The following is a 13,101-nucleotide window of genomic DNA, read 5'->3' as shown; positions in this document are numbered from 1 at the left end:
AGGCCATGCCTGGCTGCGGCCATCAGCACTCGATGACGTTCACCGCCAGGCCACCGCGGCTGGTTTCCTTGTACTTGTCCTGCATGTCGCGGCCGGTATCGCGCATGGTCTTGATCACCTTGTCCAGCGACACCTTGTGCTTGCCGTCGCCGCGCATCGCCATGCGCGAGGCATTGATCGCCTTCACCGCACCCATCGCATTGCGCTCGATGCACGGGATCTGCACCAGGCCGCCGATCGGGTCGCAGGTCAGGCCCAGGTTGTGTTCCATGCCGATTTCCGCAGCATTCTCGATCTGGCTCGGGTTGCCGCCCAGCGCCGCGACCAGGCCGCCGGCCGCCATCGAGCAGGCCACGCCCACTTCGCCCTGGCAACCCACTTCGGCACCGGAAATCGAAGCGTTTTCCTTGTACAGGATGCCGATCGCCGCCGAGGTCAGCAGGAAGTCGAACACGCGCTGCTCGTTGGCGCCCGGGCAGAAACGGTCGAAGTAATGCAGCACCGCCGGCAGCACGCCGGCTGCACCGTTGGTCGGCGCGGTCACCACGCGACCACCGGCGGCGTTTTCTTCGTTCACCGCCAGTGCGTACAGGTTGACCCAGTCCAGCGTGGTCAGCGGATCGCGCATCGCCGCTTCCGGCTTCGACGACAGCTCGCGGTACAGCGCCGGTGCACGACGGCCGACCTTCAGGCCACCCGGCAGCACGCCTTCCTCGCGGATGCCACGCGCGACGCACGACTGCATCGCGCTCCAGATCTCGCGCAGGTTGGCGCGGATCTCGTCTTCGCTGCGCCAGCACTTCTCGTTCTCGAACATCAACTGGGCAATGCTCAGGCCGCTGCGTGCGGTCTGCGCCAGCAGCTCGTCGCCGCTCTTGAACGGGTAGGGCAGCGGGGTCTCGTCGGGCACGATGCGGTCATCGGCCGCGTCGTCCTGGTTGACCACGAAGCCGCCACCGACCGAGTAGTAATCGCGGGTGGCAATTACTTCGTCCTCGGCGTTGTACGCGGTGAAGCGCATGCCGTTGGTGTGGTACGGCAGCTTCTGGCGCTTGTTCATGCCGAGGTCGCGCTTTTCGTCGAAGGCGATCTCGTGCTGGCCCATCAGCTGGATGCGCTTGCTGCTGCGGATGCGCTCCAGCGTGGCCGGGATGATGTCCGGGTCGATCAGGTTCGGCCGCTGCCCTTCCAGGCCGAGCAGGATCGCCTTGTCGGTACCATGGCCGCGGCCGGTCAGCGCCAGCGAGCCATAGACATCGGCGCGGATGCGCGCGACCTCGTGCAGGCGGCCCGGGTCGAGCAGCCAGCGGTGGATGAATCGCTCGGCGGCCTTCATCGGCCCGACGGTGTGCGAGGAGCTCGGGCCAATGCCGATCTTGAAAACGTCGAACGTGCTGACAGCCATGGTTGCCGTACTGCGGGTACCGGAAGAGACCGCTATTCTAGCGGTTCACGCCGCACTTCAATGGCTGCGGCGCAGCATTTCCACCAAGGGGACCCTGCCGGTGTTGACTCTGTTCCAGCGTGACGACTGCCACCTGTGCGACATGGCGCTGGCCGAGCTGGCCAAGGCCCGGGCGCCGGAATTCGAATCGGTGTTCCTGGATGACCAGCCAGCGCTGGAATCGCGCTACGGCGCGCGGGTGCCGGTGCTGCGCGACGAGCGCGGCGACCGTGAGCTGGACTGGCCGTTCGACGCGGCTGCGGTTCAAGCCTGGCTGGCCGTCGAACGGTAGTGCCGGCCGCTGGCCGGCACCACCGGAGATGATGGCCGGGGCGGTGCCCCGGCCTGTTGATCATTTCGCGTCGAACTTCACGATCGTGCTGATCGCGGTTTCGTCCGGGATGGTCTTGGTGTCGGCCCAGTCACCGCTGCCGACGCCGAAGTCCAGGCGCTTGACGGTGGCCTTGCCGGTCAACACCGGCTGGGTGCCCGGCTTCCAGGTGAAGGTAAGGGTGACCGGCTTGCTGACGCCGCGCAGCTCCAGCGTGCCGTCGGCGGCGAACTGGTCGTTGCCCACCGCACGGAAGCCCTTGGCGGTGTAACGCGCAGTGGCGAACTTGCCGACGTTGAAGAAGTCGGCGGTCTGCAGGGTCGAGTCGCGGTCGCTGTTGCCGCTCTTGGCACCGGCCAGCGGAATCACCACGTCCAGCGAACCGGCGGCCGGGTTGGCCGGGTCGAAGCTGAGCTTGGTGGCAAAGCCCGGGAAGCTGCCGGTGAACACTTCGCCGTCGTACTTGGTGGCGAACACCAGGATCGAGCCGGCGCCGGGGGCCTGCGCGTAGTCCGCGGCGAGCGCCGGGGCGGTGGCCAGCATGCCGGCCAGGGCGGCGGCCACGGCGGCCGGAGTGGTCAGTTTCAGGTTCATCGGTCAGTCCTTCTGAGGGGAGGCGAGCCAGCCGCGCGGCAACATGCGGGACAGCGTTGCATCGCGCTGGAACAGGTGGTGGTAGAAGGCAGCGCCGGCATGGGCCAGCACCACCGCGATCAACAGCCAGAAGCCGTATTCGTGGATGGCGTGGGACACCGCGACGACCTGCGGATCCGGGCCACTCAGCTTGGGCACATCCACCAGGCCGAACCAGCGGAACGGGCGCAGGCCACTGGCCGAGTCGTACAGCCAGCCCGACAGCGGGATGGCGAACATCAGCACATACAACAGCACGTGGGTGGCGCTTGCGATGCGCTCCTGCCAGCTGGGCACGCCCGGCACCGGCTTGGGGGCGCCGGCGTACAGGCGCCAGCCGAGGCGGAACAGCACCAGCGCCAGTACGGTGATGCCGATCGACTTGTGTGCGGTGTAGACCCAGAAGTACTTGGGCGTCTTGGGCAGTTCGCCCATGGTCAGGCCGACCACGCCCAGGGCGAGGATCAGCAGTGCGATCAACCAATGCAGGATCTGGCTGACACTCCCCCAGGCGGCGGGGGTGTTCTTGGCGGTCATGAAAGGTCCTCTAGCGGGCCGTCTTGGGGTCGGAGTGCGGAACGGGAGCGGGAGTTCCCGGGGCGTCGCTGCGGTCGAGGGTGGCTTCAGCCTCGATCCTCAGCTGTACTGCATCACCGATGACGCCCGGCCAGGCGGTGATGCCGAACGCGCGCCGGCTCAGCGTGGTGCTGGCGGAAAAACCGGCGGTGCGTCGGAACGGGGGAAGGGGGTAGCGCTTGATGGCGTTGAGGGTCACGTCCAGGGTGACTTCCTGGCTGACGCCGCGCAGGGTCAGGGTACCGATCACGTGCGCACGCTTGGCATCGATCGGTTCGACCCGGCTGGAGACGAAATGTGCCTTCGGGAAACGCTCGCCATCCAGAAGGCTGCGGGCCAGCGTGGCCTGGTTCCATTTGGCATCACCTAGGTCCAATCGCGACACGGGGACCTCGACATCCAGTGTGGCCTCGCGCCAGTTGTCGGGATCGAACTGCAGGCGGCCCTCACTGCCGGAGACCGTCCCCATCGCCTGCGAGTAACCCGCGTGGTCGATGGTGAACAGCACACGCGTATGCACCGGATCGAGGCGATAGGTATCTGCATCCGCCCAGGCGGGGGCGGTGGCGAGCAGCATCGGCAGCAGGGCCAGGCAGGGACGCATCGATGGCGGGCTCCGGAAGGGGGACGTTGCGATCATACGCACAGCCCCCCGCCAACGTTGCGTGCATGGCTGCAACAGTTCGTGGTGGGTCCACCGGTGGAAACAGGCTGTTGCAGCCATGAACCCGGCCCTGTGTGACAATCGGGACAGGACAGGGGGGTTCAGGATGACGAGCGGTTGGCGCCTGTGGTGCCGAGGCATCGCGGGAATGGGGCTGCTGCTGATGGCGTTCGCCACGGCGGCCACGGCCCTCGACATGGCGGAAACACCGCGCCTGCGCCGTTTCGGTGCAGCTGAAGGCATGCCCTCGCGCATGGTGCTGGCGCTGGCCGAGGACCGCCAGGGCCATATCTGGGCGGCCACCGATGGTGGCCTGGTGCGCTATGACGGCGGCAACCTGCGGGTCTGGGAACATGATCCGGAGCAGCCGGGCTCGCTGCCCGGCAACGAGATCGAGACCCTGCTGGTCGATCCCCTGGACCGCGTCTGGGTCGGCATCAATGGCAAGGGCGTGGCCCGGCTGGATGCCGACCGCGAACGCTTCAAGACCTTCGATGCGGTCAACGGCCCCTGCATGAGCCAGTTCTGGACGCTGGCCTACGCCGAGGATGCACTGTGGATCGGCACCAGTGGCCATGGCGTCTGCCGTTTCGGTGAAGACGGCAGCCTGCGCTTCTTCGAGCATGATCCGGCCCGTCCTGGCGGGTTGCCCAGCAATACCATCTACAGCAGCCTGGTCGATGCGCAGGGGCGACTGTGGATCGGCACCGAGGCGGGCATTGCGCGCTGGAACGGGACTGGATTCGAGGCTGTCGCGCCGCGCGAACTGGGGGCGCTTAGTGTATTGCGGCTGAGCCGCGACCCCGATGGCTCGATCTGGGCCGGCAGCCAGAATGACGGCCTCTACCGTATCGACGCGCAGGACCGGGTCAGCCGTCCGCGCTGGGCCGACAGTGCACACCTGCGTTCGGCACTGGTGCTGGCCGATCGCCAGGGCGGTTACTGGGCGGGCACCTCCGATGGCCTGTTGCGTGGAGATGCCAGCATGCTGCGGCGGCTCGACGGCGACCGCGGCAGTGGCTTCCTCACTGCCCAGAGCGGTGTGCTTGATCTGATGCAGGACCATGAGGGCGGATTGTGGGTGGCGCTGCTGACCCAGGGCCTGGCCTACCTGCCGCCGGACTGGCGCCGGTTTTCGATCTGGAACCAGCTTGACGGCAAGCCGCTGGACAGCCAGTACCTGCTGAGTGCAGCCAGTGATGGCCGGAATTACTACGTCGGCTCAGCGCATGGCGTGTACCAGCTGGACGCGCAGGGAGTACTGAAGTTGCTGGCCAGCGATCGCGAGATCGGCAGCGGGGCGGTGTGGTCGGTGCTGCCGCGGCCGGACGGGCGCCTGTGGCTGGGGCGTGCCGGCCGCATCAGCGTGTACGACCCGGCCACCCGCGCGCTGCACGATTGGCATATCGATGGGGGAGCCGATCTGCGCCAGCGCATCGATCTGATGCGGCAGGCCCCCGATGGCACGGTCTGGCTGTCGGTGATGAACCTGGGCCTGCAGCAGCGCAGCGCCGATGGCCGCGTGCTGCGTAGTTACCCGCTGGAGGATCTCCGCAAGACCGCCGATTCACCGGTTGAGCAGATCCGCTTTGATGCACAGGGGAAGGCCTGGGTGATGGGCGACATGGGGATCTGGCGTGAACAGGCCGGGCGCTTCGAAGCGGTGCCGGGCGTTTCGCGCGGGTTGATCTACGATCTGGTGTGGGTGGATCCGCAGCAGCTGTGGCTGGCCCGGCAGGGGGCGCTGGAACGCTACCAATGGGATGGCATGAGCCTGCGCCTGATCCAGCGCATCGATGGCAGTGCTGGCGTACCCTCGGTCAGCATGGGAGGACTGGCGCTGGCCGAAGACGGCCGCCTGTGGGCGACCACGCCACGTGGCCTGCTGCGGTGGGACCCGAAGACGCGCCGCCTGCAGCAGTTCAACGAACGCGATGGCCTGCCCGACGCCGAGTTCACCAGCAGGCCGCCGGCGGTGAATGCCGATGGTCGCGTGCTCGCGGTGGCCCAGACCGGCCTGGTCGTGTTCGATGTGAATGCTGCCGATGCGGTGCTGCCGCCGTCGTCGCTGGTGATCGCCGAGGTCCGCGTGCGGCGCGATGATGCTCGCGGCTGGCAACCGCTGCCGACCACCGGCACGCTGTTGCTGGGGCCGGATGATCGTGATCTGCAGATCGATGCGCGACTGCTTTCCTATGCCAATCCGCAGGGCAACCGTTACCGCTTCCGGGTGCAGGGCTACGACCAGAACTGGGTGGAGCAGGGCGGTGACGGCCAGCGCACGCTGTCGCGGCTGCCGACCGGCAGCTACGTCATTGAAGTCCAGGCGGCAACGGCCAGTGGCACGTGGACGCCTTCACAGCGGTTGCAGGTGAAGGTGCTGCCACCCTGGTGGCGCAGCGGCATGGCGATCTTCGGCTACCTGCTGATCGGCTCGCTGCTGCTGCTTATCCTGGTGTGGTCGATCCGTGCGCGCCTGCGCCGCCGCCAGCAATGGCAGTTGACCGTGCACAAGCAGCAACTGGCAGAGCAGGCCTCCCAGGCCAAGAGCCGGTTCCTGGCCACGCTGGGCCATGAGGTGCGCACGCCGATGACCGGTGTGCTCGGCATGAGCGAGTTGCTGCTGGCCACCCCGCTGGATGCGGTGCAGCGCAGCTATGCAGGCTCGATCCAGCAGGCTGGCAGCCACCTGCTGCGGCTGGTCAATGACGCACTGGATCTGGCCCGCATCGAGGCAGGCCGGCTGGAGCTCGACCTGCGCCCGTTCGATCTGGCTGGCCTGCTCGACCAGGTGCAGGCGTTGATGGAGCCGATGGCGAAGCAGCGCAACCTGGGGTTCCAGCGTGGGGGCGATCCGCCGGGGCCGATCAGCGTCAGCGGCGACGAGATGCGCGTGCGGCAGATCCTGCTCAACCTGCTGGGCAATGCAATCAAGTTCACCGAGCGCGGGCACGTCGGCCTTGCCGTGCGCCTGGAAGAGAACGGTGGCGGACTCTGCTTCGAAGTGCATGACACCGGCCCGGGCATCAACGCCGAACAGCAGGACCGCCTGTTCCATCGCTTCGAACAGGCGGACGGCCCGCGCACCGCGTCGCGCTATGGCGGCAGCGGTTTGGGCCTGGCGATCTGCCAGGAGCTGGCCGTGGCCATGAACGGACGCATCGAAGTGGACAGCCAGCCGGGCAAGGGCGCGCGATTCCGGGTGTGGTTGCCGCTGCCCTGGATCCGGCAGGCCGCCAATGCGCCGGGCGAGTCGCCGGTGCTGCCGGTGCTGCCGCCGCTGCGCATCCTGCTGGTGGAAGATGACGCGACCGTGGCCGAGGTCATCGCCGGCCTGCTGCGTGGCCGTGGCCACGACGTGGTGCACGTGCTGCATGGCCTGGGCGCGCTTTCGGAGATTGCCACCGATGGTTTTGACGTGGGCCTGCTCGATCTCGATCTGCCCGCGCTGGACGGCACCGCCATCGCTCGCCAGCTGCGCACCATGGGCTATGAACTCCCCTTGGTGGCGGTCACCGCGCGCTCCGATGCCTACGCCGAGACCCAGGTCCTGGCGGCCGGGTTCGATGGCTTCCTGCGCAAGCCGGTGACCGGTGACATGCTGGTGACTGCCATTGCCCAGGCGCGCGCAAAACGACAAGCCGCCCTTTGAATGCGCCAGTGCCGGGCGTGAACGGCGCGACTTTCGGTTTACCATGCCGACGCCCGTAGTGCGGGAATCATCAGAAGCAGCGTGAGGAGGCAATCGGTGGTGTATCTGCGGGCGGCGATGCTGCTGCTGGTCCTCCTGTGCTGCCTGTCGCCCGCTGCGGCGCAGCCGGTGCCACCGAGCCCGCGCCAGGTGACGGTGTTCGACGGCTTGCCGTCCAATACCGTGAATCGCATGGCCGAGGATCGTTACGGTTACCTCTGGATCGCCACCAACGACGGTCTGGCCCGCTACGACGGGCGCAACTACCGGATCTGGCGCTCGGAAGACGGCCTGCGCGACAACCGCATCTGGACGGTGCTGGTCGATGCCCGCAACCAGCTCTGGATCGGCACCGAGAACGCGGGCCTGGTACGGATGTCGGCCGATCGCCGCCAGCTGCATTTCTACGACCGCAGCAGCCAGCCGTTGATGGGCACCAACACGGTCTGGAGCCTGGCCACCACGCCGGATGGTTCGGTCTGGTTCGGCACCCACGAAGGTGGTCTGTACCGCCTGGACAACCAGGACCGGCTGCAGCGCTTCCTGCCCGAAGCGAACAACCCACGCAGCCTGCCGGCCGCATCGGTGCCTTATCTGGCAACCCTGGCCGATGGCAGCCTGTGGATCGGCACCAAGCATGGTGTCGCGCGCTGGACCGGCACGGACTTTGAACGGGTTGGTGCCGGCATCGTTCCCAGCCTGCTGATCAATGGCCTGACGGCCGAGCCCGATGGCAGCCTCTGGATCAGCACGATGGCCGGTGCCATCGTGCGTCGTCCCGATGGTCGTTTCGAGGCACCGTCCTGGAAGCTGCCCGAAGGCGAACAGGTGCTGGGCATGATGCTGCGCGACGAGCAGGGCGGGCACTGGCTGGACACCCGCACCGGCCTTGGCCGCGCGGTCGATGGCCAGTACCAGGCCGTGCCGCTGTACAGCGCGGTGGCGCGTGGCCCGGTACGCCCGAACTGGACCGGCGCCTACGAGGATCGCGAGGGGGGCATCTGGCTGGCCAGCACCAACGCCGGCCTGTGGCACCTGCTGCCGCGCTGGTGGCAGTTCTCGGTGCTGTCGCGGCTGGAGGACGACCCGCGCTCGCTGCGCAATGCCTTCGTGCTGGGTACCAGCCCATCCAGCAACGGCGGCATCTGGACGGTCGGCAGCCACGGCGCGCTGGACCGCTTCGATCCGAAGACCGGCCGCATCGAACAGCACCGCACCTGGGTCAACGGCATGCACTGGCTGACCTCGGTGCGCGAGGATCGCCGCGGCCAGGTCTGGATCGGCTCCAACGACGCGCTGCTGCGCTACGACCCGAAGCGGCGAGATCTGCGCCGCTGGGGCCGGGATGCCGGCGCCGACGCGACCATGGAAGGGGTCATCGAATCGATGATGACCTGTGATGGTGACAGCCTCTGGCTGATGCTGCCGTCGGGTCTTCAGCAGCGCGATCTGGATGGGCGCCTGCGGCGCCAGCTGGACAATGGCCAGCGCGGATTGCAGCAGGGCCAGCTCAATCTCGATGTGGAATGCGGGCCGCAGGACCATATCTGGCTGGCCAGCAGCCGAGGCCTGCTGCAGTGGCTGCCGGAAAGCGAGCGCTTCCAGCCGGTGCCGGGCGCACCGGCGACCGCGATCCATGCACTGCACGTGGGCAGCGATGGCCAGGTCTGGCTGTCCGAGGATGGCCGCCTGTCGCGCTACCGCTGGAGCCAGGGCCGGCTGGAGCGGCAGGCCGTGATCGGTGCCGAGCAGGGCTACCCGGCGATCTCCGCTTCGGGGCTGGTGGTCGATGCACAGGGGGTGGCGTGGGCAACCAGCGCGCGTGGCCTGGTGCGCATCGGCGCCGATGGCCAGAGCGTGCGCCTGTATGGCGTGCATGACGGCCTGCCGAGCCAGGAATTCCGCGAGCACACGCTGGTGATGTCGGGAGACGGCCATCTGGTGGCGGGTACGCCGGCCGGTGTGGTGGTGTTCGACCCGGAGCAGGTGCGGCCCTCGATGCGGCGTGCGCCGCTGGTGATCGAGCGGGTGGAGGTGCGCCGCAACGAGCAGGTGCTGGACCTCACCCACGACACGCCGTTGCAGATCGCCGATGGCGACCGCGATCTGCGCATCGTCGCGCGCCTGTTGTCGTTCGCCGATTCGGCGTCCAATACCTATCGTTACCGGCTGGCCGGCTATGACCCGGACTGGGTGGAAGTGGGACCGGCCGGTGAGCGCCTGTTCTCGCGGCTGGCACCGGGCAGCTATCGGCTGGAAGTGCAGGCGCGGTCGGCCGACCATGTCTGGTCACGGGTGCAGAGCCTGGAATTCCGCGTGCAGCCACCGTGGTGGCGCAGCCTGTCCGGCCTGCTGGTGCTGGCCTCGTTCGCGCTGCTGCTGACCAGCTGGTTCGCCTGGCTGTACCGTCGCCGCCTGCAGCGTCGCCACGCCTATCAGCTGGCGCTGCACAAGCAGGAGCTGGCCGAGCAGGCGTCGGCGGCCAAGACCCGCTTCCTGGCCAACCTTGGTCATGAGATCCGCACGCCGATGACCGGTGTGCTCGGCATGAGCGAGCTGCTGCTGTCCTCACCGCTGGATCCGCAGCAGCGCGGCTATACACAATCAATCCGCCATGCCGGCGAGCACCTGCTGCATCTGGTCAACGATGCGCTGGACCTGGCGCGGATCGAATCGGGCCGTCTGGAGTTGCAGTCCAAGCCGTTCGCGCTGAGCTGCCTGCTGCAGGACCTAGCGGCGCTGATGGGCCCGTTGGCTGCACAGAAGGGCCTGCGCTTCACCCTCGACAACCAGTTGCCGCCCGGCCTGCAGGCCACCGGCGACGCGATGCGGGTACGGCAGATCCTGCTGAACCTGCTTTCGAATGCGGTCAAGTTCACCAGCCGTGGCACCATCACCCTGCACGCGCGCAGCGACGCCGAGCTGCGATCGCTGCATTTCGAAGTGCGCGACACCGGCCCCGGCATCAGTCAGGAGCAACAGCAACGCCTGTTCCGCCGCTTCGAGCAGGCCGATGGTGCACGTACCGCGGCGCAGTACGGCGGCAGTGGCCTGGGCCTGGCGATCTGCCGCGAACTGGCGCATGCGATGCAGGGGCGGATCCAGGTGGAGAGCCAGCTCGGTCGCGGCACCTGCTTCGGCGTGACGTTGCCGTTGCCCATGGTGGTCGATGCCGATGCCGAAGCAGATGGTGAAACGCACCGCGAGGACGCGGCCAACATGCCGCCATTGCGGGTACTGCTGGTGGAGGACGACGCGACTGTGGCCGATGTAGTGCGCGGGCTGCTGAGTGCGCGCGGGCACGAGGTGGTACATGCGGGCCATGCGCTGGCGGCACTGCGTGAGATCAGTGCTGGTGATTTCGACGTCGGCCTGCTGGATCTCGACCTGCCGGGCCTGAGCGGCTTCGAGCTGGCCCAGCATCTGCGCAACCAGGGCTACATGCTGCCGCTGCTGGCGGTGACCGCGCGTACCGACCCGGACCTGCAGCAGCAGGTGGAGGCGGCCGGCATCGGTGGCTTCCTGCGCAAGCCGGTGACCGGGGAACTGCTGGTGGAAGCGATTGCCCGGGTGATGGGAAGGTAGGGATTATTGCAGGGCTTGCAGCCCTGCACCTGCAGAAGCAACGTCAACGTCAAAAGCGTGCAATCCGTGGGATGGCGGGGTGGGTCCGGTTGCGGGGGACGCTGCAAGTCCCCCTCCGGGGCCCGGCCCAGCCGCTGGCGGCTGTGCGTTCGGGCGCTTGCGAAGCGGTGCTTCGCAAGCAAAGCGCCCTCACCCATGTAAGCTCGGTCGCCGCTTGCTCGTGTGCGCTGTCCTGCGCACACGGCAAGACCGGGGTTGGGCCTCCTGCCCAACTCGCCCGAGGCATGCCTCGGGCCCATGCGGCTCACGCCCCCGCAACCGGACCCACCCCGCCTTCGACAGATTCTCGCGAGGTGCCGACAGTTGCTTTCTGTAGAGCCGAGCCATGCTCGGCTCAGATCTTTCCGATATCGAAATATTCGATTTCGATGAAGTTTCATCCACGCATGGCGTGGATCTACTTACCGTCACCGGGAAACTGTCGGGGGTGGGGCGGTGTGGGGCTGCAGGACCGTTGACGCCATGGATGGCGCCATCGAGCCCCCAGGGGTGAAGGCGCTTTGCTTGCGAAGCACTGCTTCGCGAGCGCCCGAACGCCCAGCCGCCAGCGGCTGGGCCGGACCGCGGAGCGGGGTTTACGGCGTGTCCTGAAGCCCCACACCGCACCGCCCAGCGCACAGCATTCACAGAGCCGGTTTTTGCTGTTGCTGCGGCTTCTAGCGGGTGCAGGGCGCAGCCCTGCCGAACCCCCTCACTCCGCGACGTGCTCGACCTGCCGTGGCTCCGGCTTGGTGTCGGGCAGCTGCCAGAAGATCATCGTCGAGGTCAGGGTGATCGCGCCCACGCACAGGAACGTCGCATGCAGTGCCGCGGTGGCGCTGTTGCTGTCCAGGTGATTGCCGAACGCGGCCAGCAGGCTGCCGGCCGCCGCGGCACCGAAACCGGCGGCGAGCATCATCACCATCGACAGCAGGCTGTTGCCGGAACTGGCGAACTCGCGGTCCAGATCCCGCAGCGTCACGGTGTTCATCACGGTGAACTGCAGTGAATTGACCGCGCCGAAGAACGCCAGCTGCAGCAGGCGCCAGGCCAGGTGCTGGCCGGGTGTCATCAGGATGAAGCTGGCCATCGCCAGGCCCACCAGCACGGTGTTGACCATCAACACGCGGCGGTAGCCGTAGCGCTCGACCAGCTTCACCGCCAGCTTCTTCGACACCATGCCGGCCGCCGCCACCGGCACCATCATCAGGCCGGCGTTCATCGGGCCAAGGCCCAGGCCGACCTGCAGCAGCAACGGGATCAGCATCGGCATGGCGCTGCTGCCGATGCGCGAGAACAGGTTGCCAAGGATGCCGATGCGGTAGCTGGGCACGCGGAACAGGGCCAGCGAGAACAACGGCGCGGTGGAGTTGGCGGCATGCAGCCAGTAACCGACCAGTGCGGCCAGGCCGGCCACGGTCATCAGCATCACCAGTGCATGTGGCGTTCCGAGCCCGGAGATGCCGTCCAGCGCCAGCGACAGCACCACCATCGCAAAGGCCAGCATGATGTAGCCGCGCAGGTCGAAACGGGTGCGATGGCTGGCGTAGTGGTCGGGCATGATCTTCATCGCGGCGATGAAACCGATCACGCCGATCGGCAGGTTGATCAGGAACACCCAGTGCCACGACGCGATCTCGACCAGCCAGCCACCCAACGTCGGGCCGATCAACGGGCCGACCAGCGCGGGGATGGCGATGAAGCTCATCGCGCGCAGGAAGTCCTCGCGTGGCACCGAACGCATCACTGCCAGGCGGCCGACCGGCAGCAGCATCGCACCGCCGATACCCTGCAGCACACGTGCCCCAACCAGCTGGTGCAGGTGCTGGGCCAGCGCGCAGGCCAGCGAGCCGAGGGTGAACAGGATGATCGCTACCAGGAAGGTACGACGCGTGCCGTAGCGGTCGGCGATCCATCCTGAGGCGGGAATGAAGGTGGCTACCGCCAATGCGTAGCTGAACACCACCGACTGCATCTGCAGCGGGCTTTCGCCCAGGCTGGCCGCCATCGCCGGCAAGGCCGTGTTGACGATGGTCGAGTCCAGCATCTGCATGAAGATCGCCAACGAAACCAGCCACAGCAGGGGGCGCTGGCGGTTGTAGGTCGATGGCGATGTAGACATGGGGTGTGGCCGGTGC

At 67.4% G+C, this 13,101-nt stretch carries 8 protein-coding genes; 3 read left to right on the top strand and 5 right to left on the bottom strand.

Annotated elements, in window-relative coordinates; genetic code table 11:
- Nucleotides 1-22: 22 nt before the first annotated feature.
- Entirely contained in the window at nt 23-1,405 is a 1,383-nt protein-coding gene (locus tag ACZK2R_RS17255; RefSeq protein WP_024956918.1) for an L-serine ammonia-lyase, read from the bottom strand.
- A gap of 100 nt (nt 1,406-1,505) precedes the next feature.
- On the opposite strand from ACZK2R_RS17255, the gene ACZK2R_RS17250 reads away from it, so the two are divergent.
- On the top strand, nt 1,506-1,736 hold the full coding sequence (locus ACZK2R_RS17250; protein WP_032127830.1) for a glutaredoxin family protein: 231 nt from the start codon (nt 1,506-1,508) through the stop codon (nt 1,734-1,736).
- A 60-nt stretch (nt 1,737-1,796) separates the two neighbouring features.
- Here ACZK2R_RS17250 and ACZK2R_RS17245 read toward each other — a convergent pair whose 3' ends face one another.
- The 3 genes from ACZK2R_RS17245 to ACZK2R_RS17235 are packed head-to-tail and all read right to left on the bottom strand — an operon-like array spanning nt 1,797 to nt 3,588.
- Nucleotides 1,797-2,369 (bottom strand): YceI family protein, encoded by a 573-nt coding sequence (locus ACZK2R_RS17245; protein WP_010482754.1) that lies wholly within the window; start codon nt 2,367-2,369, stop codon nt 1,797-1,799.
- A gap of 3 nt (nt 2,370-2,372) precedes the next feature.
- Nucleotides 2,373-2,945, bottom strand: coding sequence for a cytochrome b (locus ACZK2R_RS17240; protein WP_005410672.1), 573 nt, complete (start codon nt 2,943-2,945; stop codon nt 2,373-2,375).
- Nucleotides 2,946-2,955: 10 nt separating this feature from the next.
- Nucleotides 2,956-3,588 carry a YceI family protein gene (locus ACZK2R_RS17235; RefSeq protein ID WP_032127796.1) on the bottom strand — a complete coding sequence of 211 codons (633 nt, stop codon included), beginning with the start codon at nt 3,586-3,588 and terminating at the stop codon, nt 2,956-2,958.
- Nucleotides 3,589-3,754: 166 nt separating this feature from the next.
- Here ACZK2R_RS17235 and ACZK2R_RS17230 point away from each other — a divergent pair, with 166 nt between their 5' ends.
- Nucleotides 3,755-7,300 carry a hybrid sensor histidine kinase/response regulator gene (locus ACZK2R_RS17230; RefSeq protein ID WP_125895616.1) on the top strand — a complete coding sequence of 1,182 codons (3,546 nt, stop codon included), beginning with the start codon at nt 3,755-3,757 and terminating at the stop codon, nt 7,298-7,300.
- 96 nt (nt 7,301-7,396) lie between these two features.
- Nucleotides 7,397-10,924 carry a hybrid sensor histidine kinase/response regulator gene (locus ACZK2R_RS17225; RefSeq protein WP_107431908.1) on the top strand — a complete coding sequence of 1,176 codons (3,528 nt, stop codon included), beginning with the start codon at nt 7,397-7,399 and terminating at the stop codon, nt 10,922-10,924.
- 751 nt (nt 10,925-11,675) lie between these two features.
- Here the strand turns inward: ACZK2R_RS17225 and mdtD are convergent.
- Complete coding sequence (gene mdtD, locus ACZK2R_RS17220) at nt 11,676-13,085, bottom strand: multidrug transporter subunit MdtD (RefSeq protein WP_010482759.1); 1,410 nt, start codon at nt 13,083-13,085, stop codon at nt 11,676-11,678.
- Nucleotides 13,086-13,101: the final 16 nt, after the last annotated feature.

The organism is Stenotrophomonas sp. 96582_Sma (assembly GCF_056480905.1).
This window is presented reverse-complemented; position numbering and strand designations above follow the sequence as displayed.